The following is a 19,543-nucleotide window of genomic DNA, read 5'->3' on the forward strand; positions in this document are numbered from 1 at the left end:
GATATTAATTTCCGTATCACTTATAAAGTTATCCATGCCCTCGAACATGCCTTCGAAAAACCTGAGGCAGGAGAACAATAATGTACGCACAGCTTGTAGAAACCGGCGTCAAGCGCATCAAAGACCTTGCGGAGATGTCCGAAGAGGAACGCGCCTTCCAGGAAAAAATCGATTCAGAAATCAAGATCGAAGCGAAAAACTGGATGCCCGATGCGTATCGCCAGACGCTGATCCGGCAGATTTCCCAGCACGCCCACTCCGAAATCGTCGGCATGCTCCCGGAAGGCAACTGGGTGACTCGCGCGCCGTCGCTGAAACGCAAACTGCAATTGATGGCGAAGATTCAGGATGAGGCTGGCCACGGTCTGTACCTCTACAGCGCGATGGAAACCCTCGGTGCCGACCGCGATGAAGAGATCGCCAAGCTGCACAGCGGCAAAGCCAAGTATTCGAGCATCTTCAACTACCCGACGCTGAACTGGGCTGACATGGGCGCGGTGGGCTGGCTGGTCGACGGCGCCGCGATCGTCAATCAGGTGGTGCTGCAGCGCACTTCATACGGCCCCTACTCGCGGGCCATGGTGCGCATCTGCAAGGAAGAGAGTTTCCATCAGCGCCAGGGCTACGAAATTCTCCTGACCATGATGCGTTACGGCACTCAGGCGCAAAAAGACATGGTGCAGGACACGATCAATCGCCTGTGGTGGCCGTCGCTGATGATGTTCGGCCCGAGCGATGAGCACTCGCCAAACAGTGCGCAATCGATGGCCTGGAAGATCAAGCGCCAGAGCAACGACGAACTGCGCCAGCGCTTTATCGACCAGACCATCCCGCAGCTCGAACTGCTCGGCTGCACCTGCCCCGATCCTGACTTGAAGTGGAACGCCGAGCGCGGCCACTACGATTTTGGCGAAATCCAGTGGAACGAATTCTACGAAGTGCTCAAGGGCAACGGCCCGTGCAATCAGGAGCGCGTCGCCACCCGCCGCAAAGCCATTGAAGACGGCGCCTGGGTACGCGAAGCCGCCGTCGCTCATGCCCGTAAAAAACACAACAAGAACGCCGCCTGACCCAAGGCACGACTGCTGATCGTTCCCACGCTCTGCGTGGGAACGCCTCAAGGGACGCTCTGCGTCCAGTGACGCGGAGCGTCACGGGCTGCATTCCCACGCAGGAGCGTGGGAACGATCGATTGTCAGCCGCACTAACCGAACTGATGTGGAGTGAATGACATGTCCCAATGGACCCTTTTCGAAGTTTTCGTGCGCAGCAAGCACGGCCTCAATCACAAGCACGTCGGCAGCGTGCATGCCGCCGACACCACCATGGCCATCGAAAACGCCCGCGAGCTCTACACCCGTCGCAGTGAAGGCGTGAGCCTGTGGGTGGTGCCTTCGGCGCTGATCACCGCCTCGTCGCCGGATGAAAAGGATCCGCTGTTCGATCCGGCTGACGACAAGGTTTATCGCCACGCCAGTTTCTACGAACTGCCGGCCGAAGTCGGGCACATGTGAGGTCGACCATGAACGATAAAACCGATCTGATCGAATATCTGCTGCGCCTCGGCGACAGCGCCCTGATTCAGGGCCAGCGTCTGTGCCAATGGTGCGGCAAGGCGCCGGCGCTGGAAGAAGAACTGGCGCTGATGAACGTCGGCCTCGACCTCGTTGGGCAGGCGCGGCACTGGCTGGAATACGCTGCCGAGTTGCTGGATGACGGCCGCGATGCCGATGATCTGGCCTTCCGCCGCGACGAGCGCGCCTACCGCAATCTGCTGCTGGTCGAGCAACCGAATGGCGATTACGCCGTAACCATGCTCAAGCAATTCCTCTACGACGCCTGGCACCTGCCGGTGTTGCAGGGCCTGAGCCAGTCGAGCGACGAACGCATTGCCGGGATCGCCGCCAAAGCGGCCAAGGAAGTCACCTATCACCTGCGCCGCTCCGGCGAGTGGATCGAACGCCTGGGCGATGGCACCGAAGAAAGCCATCGGCGCATGCTCGCGGCGATTCCGGAAGTCTGGCGTTTTACCGTCGAACTGATCGCCGCTGACGACAGCGAACAACATCTGTGCGCGGCCGGTATTTCGCCGGACATCGCCAGCGTCGCTGCGCAATGGCAAACCACGGTCAACGACGTGTTCACTCGCGCCACCCTGCCCGTCCCGGCGGCGCCGAGTTACTTCTATCTGAATGCCCGTCGCGGTCTGCACAGCGAACACTTGGGCATTTTGCTCGCAGAAATGCAGTTCCTGCCACGAGCGTATCCCGATGCAACCTGGTGAGTTGATCACCAGCGATCGCGGCGCCCGGCCGGCGCTGCTCGGTGATCTGGACAAGGCCTGGGCGACCCTCGCCGAAGTCATGGATCCGGAAGTGCCGGTGGTCAGCGTGGTCGATCTGGGTATCGTCCGCGATCTCGACTGGCAGGCCGGGCATCTGCACGTGGTGGTCACGCCGACCTACTCCGGTTGCCCGGCCACCGAAGTGATCGAGGATGACATCCGCACCGCGCTGGAACAGGCCGGATTCAATGCGCCGAAACTGGAGCGCAAATTGACCCCGGCGTGGTCGACCGACTGGATCACCGCCGATGGTCGCGAACGCCTGCGCGCTTACGGCATCGCCCCGCCCGATGGCAGCGCAAGCAAACGCACGCTGCTCGGCGAGAGTCCGACGGTGCTCTGCCCGCAGTGCGGCAGCGCCCACACCGAAGTGCTCAGCGAGTTCGGTTCGACCGCGTGTAAAGCCTTGTACCGCTGCTGCGATTGCCGCGAGCCCTTCGACTATTTCAAGTGCATCTGAACGGCACAGCGCCGTGTCGGGAGAACAATAATGAGCAAATTTCACAGCCTGACCATCAAGGACGTGCGCAGCGAAACCCGTGACGCCGTGTCCATCGCCTTCGACATTCCGCAGCACCTGCAGGACAGTTTTCAGTTCACCCAAGGCCAGCACCTGGTGATGCGCACGCAGATGGACGGTGAAGAAGTGCGCCGCTCGTACTCGATCTGCACCGGGGTCAATGACGGCGAACTGCGCATTGCGATCAAACGCGTGGCCGGCGGGCGGTTTTCGGCGTTTGCCAATGAGCAATTGCAGCCCGGGCACACGCTGGAAGTGATGCCGCCGGCCGGGCATTTCCATGTTGATCTGGATCCGGCGCGGCATGGCAATTACCTCGCTGTGGCAGCGGGTTCGGGCATCACGCCGATTCTGTCGATCATCAAAACCACGCTGGAGAACGAACCGCACAGCCGCGTCACGTTGCTGTACGGCAACCGTTCCAGCTCCGGCGCATTGTTCCGTGAACAGCTGGAGGATCTGAAAAACCGTTACCTGCAACGTCTCAATCTGATCTTCGTGTTCAGCCGTGAGCAACAGGATGTTGACCTCTACAACGGTCGCATCGACGCGCAGAAATGCGAGCAACTGTTCAGCCGCTGGCTCGACGTCAAAGCCCTCGACGCAGCGTTCATTTGCGGCCCGCAAGAGATGACCGAAACCGTGCGCGACAGCCTCAAGGCCAAAGGCATGGGCGCCGAGCGCATCCACTTCGAACTGTTCGCCGCGGCCGGCAGCCAGCACAAACGCGAAGCCCGCGAAGCCGCGCAAATGCTCGACGCCGGGGTCAGCCAGATCACCGTGATCAGCGACGGCCGCGCTGTGGCGTTCGAACTGCCGCGCAACAGCCAGAGCCTGCTCGATGCCGGCAATGCGCAAGGCCTGGAGCTGCCGTACTCGTGCAAGGCCGGCGTGTGCTCGACCTGCAAGTGCAAAGTCATCGAAGGCGAAGTCGACATGGACAGCAACCATGCGCTGGAAGATTACGAAGTCGCGGCGGGCTATGTGCTGTCGTGCCAGGCATACCCGGTGAGCGACAAAGTCGTCCTCGATTTCGACCAGTTCTAAAGGATTCAAACCCATCCCCTGTAGGAGTGAGCCTGCTCGCGAAGGCGTCATCAAATTCAACATGAAGTCGCCTGACACACCGCTTTCGCGAGCAGGCTCGCTCCCACAGAGGATGGCGGTGCTCACAGCGCCAGGCATCAACACAAAACCATGTGGGAGCGAGCCTGCTCGCGAAGGCGTCATCAGATTCAACATTGATGTCGCCTGACACACCGCTTTCGCGAGCAGGCTCGCTCCCACAGGGGAATGGTGGTGCTCGATGAGCCAGGCATCAACACAAAACCATGTGGGAGTGAGCCTGCTCGCGAAGGCGTCATCAGATTCAACACTGAAGTTGCCTGACACACCGCTTTCGCGAGCAGGCTCACTCCTACAGGGGAATGGTGGTGCTCAATGAGCCAGGCATCAACACGAACCAATGTGGGAGCGGGCTTACTCAGTTCATCCGTTCGATGACCGGCATCGGCGCGTCCGGCGCCAGCCAACACTAATTTCAAGCACAGGAGCTTATTTCATGCCCCACGCCCCTACCCTGCAAAGCTTCCTCGCCGGCCGCTGGATCGGCCAGCACGGCGCGCAAATCCTGCGCAGCGCCATCGACGGCCACGAGCTGGCACGCACTCACGAAGAGCGCCCGGACTTCGCCGAAGCTATCGAATTCGGTCGCCGCCAAGGCGTCACCGAACTGATGAAGCTCGACTTCCAGCAACGCGCGCAACGCCTCAAAGCCCTGGCGCTGTACCTCAGCGAACGCAAGGAAGAGCTTTACGCGCTCTCGCACCACAGCGGCGCCACCCGCGCCGACAGCTGGATCGACATCGAGGGCGGCAACGGCACGCTGTTCACCTACGCCGGCCTCGGCGCGCGTGAGTTGCCGTCGGGCAACATCGTCCACGAAGGCCCGGCGCTAGCCTTGGGCAAACTCGGCACCTTTGCCGGCACGCACATTCTGGTGCCGCGCGGCGGCGTCGCGGTGCACATCAACGCGTTCAACTTTCCGATCTGGGGCATGCTGGAAAAATTCGCGCCGTGCTTCCTCGCGGGCATGCCGTGCATCGTCAAACCGGCCAGCGCCACCAGCTATCTGACCGAAGCCGTGGTGCGCATGATGGATGCCTCGGGTCTGTTGCCGACCGGCAGCCTGCAACTGGTGATCGGCAGCACCGGCGACCTCCTTGACCGCATGCAAGGCCAGGACGTGGTGACCTTCACCGGTTCCGCCGACACCGCCGCCAAGCTGCGCGTCAACCTGAACCTGATCCGCAACTCGGTGCCGTTCAACGCCGAGGCCGACTCACTGAACTGCGCGATCCTCGCCCCTGACGTAACCCCGGACGACGAAGAGTTCGAGCTGTTCATCAAAGAAGTCGCCCGCGAGATGACCACCAAGGCCGGGCAGAAATGCACCGCGATTCGCCGCGCCATCGTGCCCAAGCAACACATCGACGCCGTCGCCACACGTCTGCGCGATCGTTTGGCGAAAGTCGTCGTCGGCGATCCATCCGTGGAAGGCGTGCGCATGGGTGCATTGGCTTCCCATGATCAGCAGAAGGACGTCGGCGAACGCTTGCAAAGCTTGCTGCAAAGCTGCGATCAGCTGTTCGGCGCTGAGGACGGTTTCGAACCGCGCGGCGCAAACGTCAGCCAAGGCGCATTCTTCGCTCCAACGCTGTTGCTGGCCCGTGATCCGCACGCCGAAGGTGGCGCGCATGACATCGAAGCCTTCGGCCCGGTCAGCACACTGATGGCCTACGACGATCTCGATGAAGCGCTGGTGCTGGCCGCGCGCGGCAAGGGCAGTCTGGTTGCCAGCCTGGTGACCAAGGATCCGAAAATCGCCGCCAAAGCCATTCCGGTCGCCGCGGCCTGGCACGGGCGTCTGTTGGTGCTGGATCGCGAATCCGCTGCCGAATCCACCGGCCATGGTTCGCCACTGCCACAACTGAAACACGGCGGCCCGGGTCGCGCTGGTGGTGGTGAAGAGTTGGGTGGCTTGCGCGCGGTCAAACACTACCTGCAACGCGCCGCCGTGCAGGGCTCGCCGACCATGCTTGCTGCCGTCACCGGTGAACACGTGCGCGGCGCAAAAGTCATCGAGACCGAAGTGCATCCATTCCGTCGACACTTCCAGGATCTGCAGATCGGCGAGTCGCTGCTGACTCACCGCCGCACTGTCACCGAAGCGGATCTGGTCAACTTCGGCTGTCTGTCCGGTGACCACTTCTACATGCACTTCGACGACATCGCCGCCAAGGAATCGCAGTTCGGCAAGCGTATCGCCCACGGCTATTTCGTGCTGTCGGCGGCCGCCGGCCTGTTCGTCTCCGCTGCGCCCGGCCCGGTGCTGGCCAACTACGGCCTCGACACTTTGCGTTTCATCAACCCGGTCGGTATCGGCGACACCATTCAGGCGCGCCTGACCTGCAAACGCAAGATCGACCAGGGCAAGAAGAGCCCGCAAGGTATTCCGCAAGGCGTGGTGGCGTGGGACGTGGAAGTCACCAACCAGCTCGGTGAACTGGTGGCCAGCTATGACATTTTGACCTTGGTGGTGAAGCGCGAAGAAGTCGCAGCGTAACGAATAAAGGGGCAGCGCAAGGTTGCCCCTTTCCCACAGGGGAATTGATTGGGTTCTGGAGTTATTAAACAGGCTGAAACAATAAACACGCCGATAGAAATATCGACGATTGTTGGGCAATTCTAGAGCCGCTCTGGGTTTCAAGCCATTCAGCACCTGCCCAAACCAGATCACCCAAGCGTTTAAAAGGGCGATCAGTCCGCCCACCCTTGGTATCATCGCCCACACTTTTTTGACGTTTTAATGACGGTAAGGTCTTTTTTTTGTGAGCGCTCTTTTTCACCGTTTGCGGCATCCGCATGCCCGCCTCGTCTCGTTGATCATTCTGGTGCTGATCGTGCCGGTGTGCCTGCGCGCGGTATTGGGCTGGTCGTCACCGCTGGGGTATCTGTCAGATCTGGCCATTGGCAGTTCGCTGGTGGTTTTGCTGCATCGCCGCGCCTGGTGGCTGGCGCTGCCGGTGCTGTTGTTCTGGGGCCTGCTGGCGGTGGCGACTGCTGAACTGGTGAGCGCAGTCGGCCGCTTGCCGACACCTTCCGACATTCATTACCTGATCGATCCGCAATTTGTCGAAAACTCTACCGGCGGGGGTTTGGCGCATCCGGCGGTGGGCATTGTTTTGCTGTTGGCGCTGATGGTCTGGCTGCTGACCCGGTATCTCGGGCGTGACAACCCTCGCCCAGCCCTGCCCCGCGCGGTGTGGAGCGTGCCACTGGTGTTGTTCGCCGCGCATTGGGGCGCGCAGAACCTGTGGCCGAACGAAGCTGATCCGTGGCGGCTGTACAACCTGCCACACCAACTGCTCGCCAGCGAAGTCGCCGATCTGCAGATTCAGGGCGAAGAATGGCTCGACGGCGATATTGAAGAACCCGCGCCGGCGATGGCCGGGCTCACCGACGTCGACCTCAATGGCCACAAACTGCTGGCCGCGCCGGGCCAGGCGCGCAACGTGCTGATCATCGCGCTGGAAGGCATTCCCGGCGCCTACCTCCGCGCTAACCGCGAAGCCATTGGCAGCCATTATCAGGAAGACCTGATGCCCAACCTCAGCCGCTGGGCCGAGCGCGGCATGAACACTCCGGATTACGTGCTGCACACGCACCAGACCATTCGCGGCCTGTACGCGATGCTCTGCGGCGATTACGACAAGCTCAACAACGGCACGCCCAAAGGCGTGGAAATGCTCACCCTGCATGAACGCAATCAAGCCTGCCTGCCGGCGCAACTGCGCCAGCACGGTTTCAGCACGCATTACCTGCAAGGCGCCGGGCTGCGTTTTATGGCCAAAGACAAAATCATGCCGCACATCGGTTTCGATGCGACCCATGGTCTGGAATGGTTCACCAACAGCAACTACCTGGAATTCCCCTGGGGCAAGGACGACAAGGCCTTCTTCGAGGGTGCGCTGGACTATGTCGGTGAACTGAAGAAGCAGAAACAGCCATGGATGTTGACACTACTGACCGTTGGCACGCACCAGCCCTACTCCGCCCCGGAGGAATATCTGGAGCGTTATGAAACCCCCAAACAAGCCGCCGTCGGTTATCTCGATGACGCGTTGGAGCAGTTCCTCAGCGGTCTCGAACGCCAAGGCGTGTTGAAAGACACGCTGGTAGTGATTACTTCGGATGAGTCCCATGGCATCGACGGTGTACGTCTGGCCTCCTCTTGGGGATTCAATCTCACCCTCGCGCCCGAGCAATCACAACTGCCAAGGCTGAACAAAGGGGTTTATGGCCACGTTGATCTGAGCACGTCGATCCTCGACTATTTCGACCTGCCGGTACCCACGGCACTCAGCGGTCGTTCGCTGTTCCGCGACTACGATTCCGGTCGCGAAATCATGTCCTTCACCAACGGCAAACTGCGTTACCACAATGGCCAAGGCATCTTCTCCGAATGCGATATGCCGCGCCGCTGCCGTTACTACGAAAGCGCCGGGTTCATTGCCGAAAGCGCCACGTACAAAGGTAAATACAGCGGCCACCCGGCCCGACAAATTGCAGCGCGTGCCAACGCACTCGATCTGTCACTGCTGCGCACCCCACTCAATCAGCGCTATCAGTTCGGCAGCACCAACGTCATCCCGCTGCAAGCGCAGATCAAGGACGACTGGGCTGACAACCTGATCGGCGCGCAATACCTGGAAATGCCCAAAGGTTCTTACACCCGCGTGCGCCTGACCGTGCGTGCGGTTGATCCGCAGCAAACGGCGTTTATTCAGCTCAAGGCCAAGGAATTCGAGAAAGACGTGCAGTTGGGTCTGCCGTCGGAAATGGTCGCCACGGCGGATCAACCGCTGGAGATGGATTTCAGCTTTGATAACCCGCAGCAGCGAAAGGCGTTTTCCTTTCATTTGCTGGGGTATGGGGAAGGCGCGGTTGAGGTCACGGATTTCAGCGTGATTACTGAACTGCCGGGCCAGGAAGACCTCTTGGACGAAGTGCCAGAGGACGACACCGCCCAATCCACCTGAATATTTTTCGCCTCAAAGCCAATGTAGGAGCTGCCGAAGGCTGCGATCTTTTGATCCTGATCTTTTAGAGAAAAGATCAAAAGATCGCAGACTTCGGCAGCTCCTACACGTGCAGGGCAATAAAAGACTTTGCCTATCAGTGTCCATCAGTCGGCCTATTAGCTGACTTGCCCAGTCGGGTCTAGCCTTACTAGTCCGAAGTCGGCACGAGCCGGCCGTAGCAGACCTGATAAGGACTCGAACATGGCAAACGAATCGAAATGCCCGTTCAACCACGCCGCCGGTGGTGGTACGACGAACCGTGACTGGTGGCCGAATCAACTCAACCTGAAAATTCTGAGTCAGCACTCGCCCAAGTCCGATCCGTTGGGCAAGGACTTCGACTACGCCAGCGCCTTCAAAAGCCTCGATTTTCAAGCCCTGAAACAAGACCTCACCGCGCTGATGACCGACTCCCAGGACTGGTGGCCGGCAGACTTCGGCCATTATGGCCCGCTCTTCGTGCGCATGGCCTGGCACAGCGCCGGCACCTATCGAACCGCGGATGGCCGTGGTGGCGCTGGCTCGGGTCAACAGCGTTTTGCCCCGCTCAACAGTTGGCCGGACAACGTCAGCCTCGACAAGGCCCGCCGCTTGCTATGGCCGATCAAGCAGAAATACGGCCGCAATATTTCCTGGGCGGATCTGATTGTCCTCACCGGTAACGTCGCGCTGGAATCGATGGGCTTCAAAACCTTCGGCTATTCCGGTGGCCGCGCCGATGTCTGGGAACCGGACGAGGACGTTTACTGGGGTTCGGAACACGAATGGCTCGGCGGCGACAGTCGCTATGGCAAAGACAACGCACCGATGCAGGAGCCCGGTGACGGCACGCTGGTGGCGGAGCCGGATTTGCACGGTAAAGAGGAAAGCCGTACCGATCAGGGCGAACGCAATCTGGAAAATCCCCTCGCCGCCGTGCAGATGGGTTTGATCTACGTGAACCCGGAAGGCCCGGAAGGCAATCCTGATCCCGTCGCGTCCGCCCACGATATCCGCGAAACCTTCGGCCGCATGGCCATGAACGACGAAGAAACCGTGGCGCTGATCGCCGGCGGTCACGCCTTCGGTAAAACCCACGGCGCCGGGCCTGCCGACAATGTCGGGCCGGAACCGGAAGCGGCTGGATTGGAAGAACAAGGCCTCGGTTGGCGCAACGCTTTCGGCACCGGCAAAGGTGCCGACACCATCACCAGCGGCCTCGAAGTGACCTGGACGACCACGCCGACCAAGTGGAGCAACAACTATCTGGAAAACCTGTTCGGCTTCGAGTGGGAGCTGAGTAAAAGCCCCGCGGGTGCGCATCAGTGGATCCCGAAAAACGGCGCCGGTGCCGGCACGGTTCCACATGCCCATGACCCGAGCAAAAAACTTTCGCCGACCATGCTGACGTCTGACCTGGCGCTGCGTTTCGATCCGGCCTACGAGCAGATCTCCCGGCGCTTCCTCGCCAATCCTGAGCAACTGGCCGACGCCTTCGCCCGCGCCTGGTACAAACTGATCCACCGCGACATGGGCCCGCTGTCGCGCTACCTCGGCCCGGAACTGCCGAGCGAAGAATTGCTTTGGCAGGATCCGATTCCGGACGTCACGCACCCGCTGATCGACGAAGGCGACGCCGCAGCACTGAAAAGTAAAATCCTTGAGTCGGGCCTATCGGTTTCGCAACTGGTCTCGACGGCTTGGGCGGCACTCTCGACGTTCCGTGGTTCGGACAAACGCGGTGGCGCCAACGGGGGTCGTCTGCGTCTGGCACCGCAGAAGTTCTGGCAGGCCAACCAGCCCGAGCAACTGGATAAAGTGCTGAGCACCCTTGAAGGGATTCAAAACCAGTTCAATGGCGGCGCAGCCGGCAAGCAAGTCTCGCTGGCGGATCTGATCGTGCTGGCAGGCAATGCGGGCATCGAACAAGCGGCGAAAAACGCCGGTCATTCAGTCAGCGTGCCGTTCCATCCGGGGCGTACCGATGCCACGCAGGAGCAAACCGACGTCGAGTCGTTTGGTTTCCTTGAGCCGATTGCCGATGGTTTCCGCAACTACAGCAAGGGCAAATACACGGTATCGGCGGAGGCGCTGTTGATCGACAAGGCGCAACTGCTGACGTTGACCGCGCCGGAAATGACCGTGTTGCTGGGTGGTTTGCGGGTGTTGAATACCAACGTTGGGCAGAGCCGGCATGGTGTCTTCACCAGCCAGACTGAAGCGCTGACCAATGACTTCTTCACCAACCTGCTGGACATGGGCGTGGAGTGGAAGCCGACATCGCGGGATGCGGATGAGTTTGAGGGGCGCGATCGCAAGACCGGGAATGTGAAGTGGACGGCGACGCGGGTTGATTTGGTGTTTGGTTCCAATGCGCAGTTGCGGGCATTGGCTGAGGTGTATGCCAGTTCGGATGCGAAGGAGCAGTTCGTCAAAGACTTCGTCGCTGCCTGGACGAAGGTGACGAATCTGGATCGGTTTGATCTGAAGTAATTTTTCGGGAAATGAAAACGCCGCATTTTTTAACGCGGCGTTTTTTTGTGTGTACGGTTTGGGGGTTGTGGTGGAGCTTAAATCCTACCCCCTCACCCCAGCCCTCTCCCCCAAGGGGTAGAGGGGGAAAGGGAGCTGATTGGGGGCCTTTCAGATCCTGAGTTCGACTCGGTCATTCAGGTCGGTGTATAGCAAAAGACACCTCGGTCAGTCCCCTCTCCCTCCGGGAGAGGGTTAGGGTGAGGGAAAGCTCCACCACAGGTATCAAGCCAGGCTTTTGCTCACCACCTCAAACACATCACTCGACAACTGCCCCGACGCCCGAATCCGCTCCAGCTCGCCTTTCATCAGCGCCTGGCGCGCATCGTCGTATTTGCGCCAGCGCGTCAGCGGTGCCAATTGGCGAGAAGCGATCTGCGGGTTGAAGCCGTTCAGCTCAATCACCAGATCCGCCAGGAAGCGATAACCGGAACCATCCGCCGCATGGAAGTTGATCAGGTTCTGCCCGGCGAACGCGCCGACCAGCGCACGCACTTTGTTCGGGTTTTTGATGTTGAACGCCGGATGCTGCATCAGCGCCTTCACGCGCTCCAGACCGCCCGGCAAGGTGCTGCCAGCCTGCACGCTGAACCACTGATCCATAACCAGCGGGTTGTCCTTGAAGTGCTCGGCAAAACTCGCCAGCGCCAGCGCTTTCTGCTCTTCGAACGGCGAGTTGACCAACACCGCCAGCGCAGTCAGGCGCTCGGTCATGTTGTCGGCGTTTTCAAACTGTTCCAGCGCCGCCGCCAACACTTCTGGCTTGCCGCTGAGCATCAGATAAGACAGGGCAATGTTCTGCAGCGCGCGACGGGCAAAATGCTCGGCTTCGGCGACGTACGGGGTTTTCTTCGACAGGTCGCGGTTGGCCTGATAACGCAGCCACAGCGCCTCGAACAAGCCTTCGGCCAATTGCTTGCGCGCGAACTCACGGGCGATATGGATCGCATCAACATCCGCCACTTCGCTGATTTCCGTGAGGTAAGCCTCACCCGGCAGCGAAAGCATTTCGGCGACCATTGCCTGATCCAGCGATTCATCCGACAGCACGGTACGCAGCGCCGACACCAGACGCGGGTCGAGCTTGAGGCTTTCGCCCTTCTGCTGCTGGCCAATCAGTTCTTGCAGCACTTGCACCGACAGTTGCTGACCGGCATCCCAGCGGTTGAAACCGTCGCTGTCGTGCTGCATCAGGAACATCAGTTGATCGCGGTTGTACGGGAAACTCAGTTTCACCGGCGCCGAGAAACCGCGCAGCAGCGATGGCAGCGGCTGTTCAGCGATGTCAACGAAAGTGAAGGTCTGCTCGGCTTCAGTCACCGAGATCACCCGGGTGGTGCCTTGCGCCGCCGCTTCGCCGCTCAGACGCAGGGCAATTTCGTTGCCTTTGCTGTCGAGCAGGCCGAGCTCGACCGGAATCACGAACGGCAGTTTTTCAACTTTGTCCGGGGTTTCCGGGCAGCTCTGGCGGAAGGTCAGGCTGTAGGTTTTCGCGGCGGCGTCGTACGACTCGCTCACCGCCAGACGCGGCGTACCGGCCTGGCTGTACCAGCGCTTGAACTGGGTCAGGTCGACGCCGTTGGCATCTTCCATCGCTTTGATGAAGTCGTCGCAGGTCACGGCTTGGCCGTCATGGCGATCGAAGTACAGATCACTGCCCTTACGGAAACCTTCGGCGCCGAGCAAGGTGTGGATCATGCCGACCACTTCCGAGCCCTTTTCGTACACGGTCAGGGTGTAGAAGTTGGAGATCTCGATGAAGCTGTCCGGACGCACGGCGTGGGCCATCGGGCCGGCATCTTCGGCGAACTGGTGGGTTCGCAGATACGCGACGTCCTGAATACGTTTGACCGTGGCCGAGTTCATGTCGGCGGAGAAGCCGGAATCGCGGAATACGGTGAAGCCTTCTTTCAGCGACAACTGGAACCAGTCGCGGCAGGTCACGCGGTTGCCCGACCAGTTGTGGAAGTATTCGTGAGCGACGATCGCTTCAACGCGCTGATGCGCAGCATCGGTCGCGGTTTCGGCGCGAGCGAGCACGGCGCTGGAGTTGAAGATGTTAAGGCCCTTGTTCTCCATCGCGCCCATGTTGAAGTCGTTGACGGCGACGATCATGAAGATGTCCAGATCGTACTCGCGACCGTAAACCTCTTCGTCCCAGCGCATCGACTTCTTCAGGCTGTTCATCGCGTGCTGGCACTTGTCGATGTTTTCCGGCTCGACGTAAATACGCAGCGCGACGGTGCGATCGGTCATGGTGGTGAAAGTGTCTTCAACGCACCACAAATCACCGGCCACCAGCGCGAACAGGTATGCCGGTTTCATGAACGGGTCTTCCCACGTTGCCCAGTGCCGGCCGTCTTCGCCAGGGCCCGAGGCAATCGGGTTGCCGTTGGAGAGCAGCACCGGATAGCTGTGCTGTTCGGCGACCACGGTGGTGGTGAACTTGCTCATCACGTCCGGGCGGTCGAGGTAATAAGTGATCTTGCGGAAACCTTCGGCTTCGCACTGGGTGCAGAACATCGTGCCGGACTTGTACAAGCCCTCCAGTGCGGTGTTGGTTTCCGGGTGGATCTTGACGCTGGTGTCGACCGTGAAGGCTTCGGCGGTCGGCTGCAGGGTCAGATGGTTCTCGGACACTTGATAGTCAGCAGCGCCCAGCTCTTTATCGGCCAGGGTCACCGAGAGCAGTTCCAGTTGCTGGCCGTCGAGCACCAGCGGCGGCAGGCCCGGGCCACGCGCCGGGTTGCGGCGCATGACCAACTGCGCGTGCACCAGGCTGTGATCCTCGAACAACTCGAAGGTCAGGTGTGTTTCGTCAATCAGGTACTCGGGCGCCTGATAGTCCTTGAGGTAAATCATCTTCGGTTGTTCGGTGCGCATGCTGGAGTCCTTATTGATGCACGGCGAGCTGATAAGCCGTGTACTTGCGAATATTGATCACGCCGGTATCGAAGATCAGGTACTGGCCTTTGATGCCCAACAACGTGCCTTCGGCAATCGGGTTCTTGTCCAGGTTGAAGCTGACGATTTTGGCCGGGTATTGCTCGACCGGATAGCGGATTTCGAGAGGTTCTACATCGGCAATCGTCTGAATAGCTTGTAGGCCGAATCGCTCCTGCAAACCCTGCAGGCCTTCGGCGCAGCTTTCAAATAGCTGATCGCGCACCTGCGCCAGATCCACCGTTGCCGCATCGCCCTTGAGCAACGCGCGCCAGTTGGTTTTGTCTGCGACCTGGCTGCGGAACAGGTCTTCCACGAAGCCCGACTGCTGCCGCGTCGAGACGCGCATGATCGGCAACGCCTGACACGCGCCCTGATCGATCCAGCGCGTTGGCAGTTGCGTTGCACGGGTGATGCCCACCTTGATGCCCGACGAATTGGACAAATACACAACGTGATCGGTCATGCAGAACTGCTCGCCCCACGCTGGATCGCGGCAGGTGCCGGCGTCATAGTGGCAACGCTCCGGGCTCATGATGCACAGGTCGCATTGCGCCAGTTTGGTCATGCACGGGTAGCAATAGCCCTGACTGAAACTGGTTTTGGTCTTGCGCCCGCAATGGGTGCAGTGGATCGCCCCCAGGTACTCCAGACGCACCGTGGTGCCGATCATGGGATTGACCGGCACCTCGACGTCATCCAGACGAAACGCGTATTGCACGTTCGGCCCGTCGAGGCGCGCCGACATTTTGCTGATTGCACCGCGGCCAATCTCGATCAATGGATAGCATCCGACTTGAACAGAATGTTCGGCACTTCGATCGACTTCGATGCACATTCTTGCGGGCCCATGTAACCGGTGCGCTGATCTTCAGGCAGGTTCTGGATTTCCCAGGCGATCATCGCCTGCAACGACAGCTCGCGCTGCTCGGCGGTGAGTTTGCCACCGTCCGACCATTTGCCGATTTCCACGGCCAGTTTCAGGCTCTCGTAGATGTCCGGGGTGATGTTGTTGATCATGTCGTTAAAAGAGGACATCAGGGTCTCCGTGCTCTTTATCTACAAAAAAATTCAGGCGGCCAGTTTACGGCGGTTATACAAACCACCCAACAAACCGGTGAAGCATCCGATGAGTAACCCGCCGACGTGGGCGGCGTTGGCGATTTCGCCGAAACCGATGACCGAGATCACCCCGGACATGCACACCAGCAACCACACCAGCATCATCACCAGCACGCCGCGCGGCAGGCGATAGGCCGGGTTCGGCGCCAGCAACTGGAAGATCCAGCAATGCCCGAGCAAACCGTACAGCACGCCAGAGAGGCCGCCGAACAGCGTCGGGCCGCTCCAGATGTATTGCGCATAGTTAGAGACCAGGCTGAACAGCAGCGTCAGGCCGATCAGGTTGATGCTGCCCTGCCGCGACTCGATGCGCCGGCCCAGCTCCCAATACCACATGCCGTTCATGGCCAGGTGCAGGATGCCGAAGTGGATCAGCATCGGCGTAACCAGACGCCACCACTGCCCCGCTGCCAGACTGTCGGCCAACGGCGTGAAATGGATGTATTCGCCGACCACCTGGAAGTCGAGCAAGGTCAGCCAGCGCAGGGTTTGCAGGTTTTCACCGAGGTAAGTCAGGCCGCCGACGATCAGGCACAGCAGCAAAATGAAGCCGGTGGCCTTGGCGTATTTCAGTTGTTCGGCGAAGCTTGGGCGTTTGACGGTCGGCGCGACGGGAATGTCCAGTTGCTGATCGGGATCGCCGGCCGGGAAGCGTTCGTACAGTGAGCGCACGTCTTCGCTGATTTCCGACGGCGCCCACAACACTTGCTCGCCCGCCTCTTCACTGACGCGATGCGGTACTTGCATGCGTTGCAGCAGTTTGACGAAACCGCTCAGATCCACGCCTAAAGGCAGACGTAATACCGCTACCGAACTCATTGCAGCACCTCCGGCCGCTCAACATCGACCCAGACAAATTTATTTGGATCGAGGAAGGTTTCCTGATCCAGGCGATAAGCAACGAGTTTGCCGTAGAGCACGGCGCTGTAATCCAGACACGCGAGGTTTGGCCGGATCGGCGCCGGTTTGCCGCTGCGCCAGTAGTGGCCGACGAACAGCAACGGCTCGTCGACGCCGTAGCGCAGCAGGGAATTCTTTTCAGTGGAGGTCAGCGGCGTTTGCGCCACCGGTTCCGGCAAGGCATCGGGCTGGAAGACGATGTCGCCATAGGTTTTCGGGTCGTCTTCCCAGAACTTGGTGCGGAAGAACGAACGCACCAGACCGTCGCCGCTGGTCATGGTCAAACCATCGGGCAGGCGCATGTCGGTGCCACGCAGCAAACGGTCGAACACGGTGCAGGCGAAGCTGTCCGGTACCGCCGAGGCCTGGAGGAAATGCTCATCGATGCAGCCATTAGGGAACAGCGCGCGCAGCGGTTCGATCAGGCCGGCATCCCAACAGGCATGCACGACGCGGAAACGTCCGGCGTCGACAAACAGCGGCAGCTCATAGAACCAGCGCTGGAAATCGTGCCAGTCGCCGGGATGGCCTTCGAACTGCGTCAGGGTTTCGTGGAGCAACCGCGCGTGGCGCTTGGTGTGCTCGCGGACGAATTGCTTGCCGCTGCCCGGTGGCGCCGGGGTGCTCCAGCCGAGTGCGTTGAATTCGTGGTTGCCCATGATGCACAAGGCCTGGCCGGCCTCGACCATGTCATGGACGATGTGCAGCGCCTCGCGAATGCGCGGGCCACGGTCGATGATGTCGCCAACGAACACGGCCATGCGCGATGGATGCCGCCAGACCCCGCCTTGCTTGTGATAACCGAGTCGGTCAAGCAAGTGTTCGAGGGTCAGGGCGCATCCGTGCACGTCACCAATCAGGTCATAACTGCGCGCGGGATCGAGCATCAGTCGCCTCCACCACCCAACTTGCTGCCCCAGCCGAGCTTGGTGCGGCAGACTTCATAGTAGTTGTGGTCGAGCGGATGAATCAGGCGCAGCTTCTGTGCTTTCTTGCTGACGGTGATGGTGTCGCCCGGCGCGCAGGTGAAGTGGTTCTGCCCGTCGCAGGAGACTTGCGGGTAAATCTGCATGTTTTTCGACACGACGATTTTCAGCTCACTGTTGCCATCGACCACAATTGGCCGGCTCGACAACATATGGGGGTACATCGGCACGATCACAATGGCATCGAGCTTGGGATGCATGATCGGGCCACCGGCGGACAGCGCGTAAGCCGTGGAACCGGTCGGCGTCGCGACGATCAGGCCGTCGGCCTTCTGGCTGCAAACGAACTGGCCGTCGATGTACAGCTCGAACTCGATCATCCGCGTCGATTTGCCGGGGTGCAGCACCACGTCGTTGAGCGCGTCGCCCTGGCCAATGGCCTCGGCGTGACGGCGCACTTCGGCTTGCAGCAGGAAGCGGTTTTCCACCAGATAGTGGCCGTCGAGCACCTTGGCGACTTCGACTTCCAGTTCATCCGGGCGAATATCGGTGAGGAAGCCGAGGCTGCCACGGTTGATGCCCAGCACCGGAATATTGTGTTTGGCCAGCGCACGCGCGGCGCCGAGCAGGCTGCCGTCACCGCCGACGACGATGACCATGTCGCAGACTTCGCCGAGCATCTTGCGCGACGAGGTTTGCAGGCCGTGGCCCGGCAGCACTTCAGCGATGGTGTCTTCGAGGATCACATGCAGGTGACGATCGAGCAGAAACCGTTTCAGTCGGCGGACGGTATCCAGCACCTGGGAACTGCCCAGGCGACCGATGATGCCGATATTACGAAATTGCTCCATGGGACCTCTGCGGACAATCGAAAACGCGAAAAACAGGATTATGGGCGAAAGCGCCAGATAGACAAAATCCTTTCAGCCTCAAGGGCGCGCTCGTGTTTACGGCTATGCTCGCAAGATGATCCTATTTCCCGACCTGCTCCAGTTGCCTCACCAATTGCGCCATCCGGAAGTGCGGGATCTGGCGTGGGTGATCCTCGCCCCGCCGATGCTCGCCACCACGCCGTGGCCGCAGCGCCATCCGCTGGCCGGCAGCGACTGGGTGAATGACCCACATCGCCTCGAACATTGGCTGCGCCAGCTCGACCGCGACAGCTACGGTTTGCTGCATTGGTTATCGCAGGCGCGCACGCGGCGTCTGGGCCTGTATTACGAGCGGCTGTGGCAATTTGCCGTGGCGCAGGCGCCGGGGATCGAGCTGATTGCCGCCAACCTGCCGATCCGCCGCGAAGGTCATACGCTCGGCGAACTCGACATGCTGCTGCGTGACCGCGATGGCGTGCATCATCTGGAACTGGCGATCAAGCTGTACCTCGGGCCGCAACAGGGCGATGGGCGTGATTCGGCGCAATGGCTGGGGCCGGGTTGTCATGATCGGCTGGATCGCAAACTGGCGCATCTGGCCGGTCATCAACTGCCGATCTCGGCGCGACCGGAAAGCCGTGAAGCCTTGGCGGCGCTGGATATCGAGTCGTTCAGCGCGCAATTGTGGCTGGGCGGCTATCTACTGTATCCGTGGCCCGGTCAGGCTGAGTCGCCAAGCGGCGCGCACCCGCAGCATCTGCGCGGCAGTTGGTTGCATCAAAAGGATTGGCCAGCGTTCGTCGCGCAACGCCCGGCCGGTCGCTGGCAGCCCCTGCCCCGTCACGCGTGGCTGGCGCCGGCGCATTACCCGGCGGATCAGACCTGGAGCGAGGTGCATTTGCAGGCGTGGCTGGAGGAGCTGGAACCGATGGCGCCGGCGCAATTGCTGGTGCGCCTGACCGAGAATGCGCGGGGCGATTGGGAAGAGGCGGAGCGGTTGTTTCTGGTGTCGGATCTTTGGCCGAATGTGCCGGGGCAGGCCTAAGATTTTTGGTGTTTGAAATGGCCTCTTCGCGAGCAAGCCCGCTCCCACATTTGGAATGCATTCCCCTGTGGGAGATTCTATGGTTGCGAACAACGTTTTTTAGGCAGTTTTGCTGACGTATGCTTTCTCGCTCTTCAGCAGCGCGTATGCAATACGCGCGAGTTTACGTGACAAAATCACCAGCGCTTCAGTGGTGGCCTTGCCCTTGTTTCGATGA

General features: G+C 60.3%; 15 protein-coding genes and 1 pseudogene. 9 read left to right on the forward strand and 7 right to left on the reverse strand.

The window, feature by feature from the left end:
* The first annotated feature begins 80 nt into the window (after window positions 1-80).
* The 8 genes from paaA (at window position 81) to katG (ending at window position 11,479) form a co-directional block, all read left to right on the forward strand.
* A complete protein-coding gene (paaA, locus tag GVL50_RS24155) occupies window positions 81-1,070 on the forward strand; it encodes a 1,2-phenylacetyl-CoA epoxidase subunit PaaA (protein ID WP_159815306.1) in 990 nt (329 codons plus the stop codon).
* Between the two features lie 162 nt (window positions 1,071-1,232).
* Window positions 1,233-1,514 (forward strand): 1,2-phenylacetyl-CoA epoxidase subunit PaaB, encoded by a 282-nt coding sequence (gene paaB / locus GVL50_RS24160; RefSeq protein ID WP_008079627.1) that lies wholly within the window; start codon window positions 1,233-1,235, stop codon window positions 1,512-1,514.
* 8 nt (window positions 1,515-1,522) lie between these two features.
* Complete coding sequence (gene paaC, locus GVL50_RS24165; protein ID WP_159815307.1) at window positions 1,523-2,284, forward strand: 1,2-phenylacetyl-CoA epoxidase subunit PaaC; 762 nt, start codon at window positions 1,523-1,525, stop codon at window positions 2,282-2,284.
* Window positions 2,271-2,804 (forward strand): 1,2-phenylacetyl-CoA epoxidase subunit PaaD, encoded by a 534-nt coding sequence (paaD, locus tag GVL50_RS24170; protein ID WP_159815308.1) that lies wholly within the window; start codon window positions 2,271-2,273, stop codon window positions 2,802-2,804. Before paaC ends, paaD begins: the two co-directional genes overlap by 14 nt.
* A gap of 30 nt (window positions 2,805-2,834) precedes the next feature.
* Entirely contained in the window at window positions 2,835-3,911 is a 1,077-nt protein-coding gene (gene paaE, locus GVL50_RS24175) for a 1,2-phenylacetyl-CoA epoxidase subunit PaaE (RefSeq protein ID WP_159815309.1), read from the forward strand.
* Between the two features lie 514 nt (window positions 3,912-4,425).
* Complete coding sequence (gene paaZ, locus GVL50_RS24180; RefSeq protein WP_159815310.1) at window positions 4,426-6,489, forward strand: phenylacetic acid degradation bifunctional protein PaaZ; 2,064 nt, start codon at window positions 4,426-4,428, stop codon at window positions 6,487-6,489.
* Between the two features lie 265 nt (window positions 6,490-6,754).
* A complete protein-coding gene (locus GVL50_RS24185; RefSeq protein WP_159815311.1) occupies window positions 6,755-8,965 on the forward strand; it encodes an LTA synthase family protein in 2,211 nt (736 codons plus the stop codon).
* 243 nt (window positions 8,966-9,208) lie between these two features.
* On the forward strand, window positions 9,209-11,479 hold the full coding sequence (gene katG / locus GVL50_RS24190; RefSeq protein ID WP_159815312.1) for a catalase/peroxidase HPI: 2,271 nt from the start codon (window positions 9,209-9,211) through the stop codon (window positions 11,477-11,479).
* Window positions 11,480-11,743: 264 nt separating this feature from the next.
* On the opposite strand, the gene pepN is transcribed toward katG, so the two are convergent.
* Genes pepN through GVL50_RS24220 form a run of 6 tightly spaced genes read right to left on the reverse strand, consistent with a single transcriptional unit; the run spans window position 11,744 to window position 18,260 of the window.
* Window positions 11,744-14,401, reverse strand: coding sequence for an aminopeptidase N (gene pepN / locus GVL50_RS24195; RefSeq protein WP_159815313.1), 2,658 nt, complete (start codon window positions 14,399-14,401; stop codon window positions 11,744-11,746).
* Window positions 14,402-14,411: 10 nt separating this feature from the next.
* Window positions 14,412-15,242 carry a DUF2797 domain-containing protein gene (locus tag GVL50_RS24200; RefSeq protein WP_053119411.1) on the reverse strand — a complete coding sequence of 277 codons (831 nt, stop codon included), beginning with the start codon at window positions 15,240-15,242 and terminating at the stop codon, window positions 14,412-14,414.
* Entirely contained in the window at window positions 15,239-15,499 is a 261-nt protein-coding gene (locus GVL50_RS24205; RefSeq protein WP_007919229.1) for a YeaC family protein, read from the reverse strand. The genes GVL50_RS24200 and GVL50_RS24205 overlap by 4 nt, the downstream gene beginning before the upstream one ends.
* Before the next feature lie 33 nt (window positions 15,500-15,532).
* Window positions 15,533-16,402, reverse strand: a complete 870-nt coding sequence (locus tag GVL50_RS24210) for a rhomboid family intramembrane serine protease (protein ID WP_159815314.1) — start codon at window positions 16,400-16,402, stop codon at window positions 15,533-15,535.
* Window positions 16,399-17,370: a metallophosphoesterase gene (locus GVL50_RS24215; protein ID WP_053119407.1), complete on the reverse strand. Its 972-nt coding sequence runs from the start codon at window positions 17,368-17,370 to the stop codon at window positions 16,399-16,401. Before GVL50_RS24215 ends, GVL50_RS24210 begins: the two co-directional genes overlap by 4 nt.
* Window positions 17,370-18,260, reverse strand: a complete 891-nt coding sequence (locus GVL50_RS24220) for an NAD(+) kinase (RefSeq protein WP_003224174.1) — start codon at window positions 18,258-18,260, stop codon at window positions 17,370-17,372. Before GVL50_RS24220 ends, GVL50_RS24215 begins: the two co-directional genes overlap by 1 nt.
* Before the next feature lie 115 nt (window positions 18,261-18,375).
* On the opposite strand from GVL50_RS24220, the gene GVL50_RS24225 reads away from it, so the two are divergent.
* The gene (locus GVL50_RS24225; protein ID WP_159815315.1) at window positions 18,376-19,326 is read left to right on the forward strand and encodes a DUF1853 family protein; all 951 of its coding nucleotides are present in this window, start codon (window positions 18,376-18,378) and stop codon (window positions 19,324-19,326) included.
* 99 nt (window positions 19,327-19,425) lie between these two features.
* Here the strand turns inward: GVL50_RS24225 and GVL50_RS29155 are convergent.
* A pseudogene (locus GVL50_RS29155) lies at window positions 19,426-19,543 on the reverse strand (IS110 family transposase); the annotation flags it as partial.

Source organism: Pseudomonas sp. 18058 (assembly GCF_902706155.1).
Classification (GTDB): Bacteria; Pseudomonadota; Gammaproteobacteria; order Pseudomonadales; family Pseudomonadaceae; genus Aquipseudomonas; species Aquipseudomonas rustica.

What these genes read in the sequence shown, in the direction of transcription:
- paaA (WP_159815306.1), top strand. Translation starts at nt 81, where the DNA reads ATGTACGCACAGCTTGTAGAAACCGGCGTCAAGCGCATCAAAGACCTT.
- paaB (WP_008079627.1), top strand. Translation starts at nt 1,233, where the DNA reads ATGTCCCAATGGACCCTTTTCGAAGTTTTCGTGCGCAGCAAGCACGGC.
- paaC (WP_159815307.1), top strand. Translation starts at nt 1,523, where the DNA reads ATGAACGATAAAACCGATCTGATCGAATATCTGCTGCGCCTCGGCGAC.
- paaD (WP_159815308.1), top strand. Translation starts at nt 2,271, where the DNA reads ATGCAACCTGGTGAGTTGATCACCAGCGATCGCGGCGCCCGGCCGGCG.
- paaE (WP_159815309.1), top strand. Translation starts at nt 2,835, where the DNA reads ATGAGCAAATTTCACAGCCTGACCATCAAGGACGTGCGCAGCGAAACC.
- paaZ (WP_159815310.1), top strand. Translation starts at nt 4,426, where the DNA reads ATGCCCCACGCCCCTACCCTGCAAAGCTTCCTCGCCGGCCGCTGGATC.
- katG (WP_159815312.1), top strand. Translation starts at nt 9,209, where the DNA reads ATGGCAAACGAATCGAAATGCCCGTTCAACCACGCCGCCGGTGGTGGT.
- pepN (WP_159815313.1), bottom strand. Translation starts at nt 14,401, where the DNA reads ATGCGCACCGAACAACCGAAGATGATTTACCTCAAGGACTATCAGGCG.
- GVL50_RS24205 (WP_007919229.1), bottom strand. Translation starts at nt 15,499, where the DNA reads ATGTCCTCTTTTAACGACATGATCAACAACATCACCCCGGACATCTAC.
- GVL50_RS24210 (WP_159815314.1), bottom strand. Translation starts at nt 16,402, where the DNA reads ATGAGTTCGGTAGCGGTATTACGTCTGCCTTTAGGCGTGGATCTGAGC.
- GVL50_RS24215 (WP_053119407.1), bottom strand. Translation starts at nt 17,370, where the DNA reads ATGCTCGATCCCGCGCGCAGTTATGACCTGATTGGTGACGTGCACGGA.
- GVL50_RS24220 (WP_003224174.1), bottom strand. Translation starts at nt 18,260, where the DNA reads ATGGAGCAATTTCGTAATATCGGCATCATCGGTCGCCTGGGCAGTTCC.
- GVL50_RS24225 (WP_159815315.1), top strand. Translation starts at nt 18,376, where the DNA reads ATGATCCTATTTCCCGACCTGCTCCAGTTGCCTCACCAATTGCGCCAT.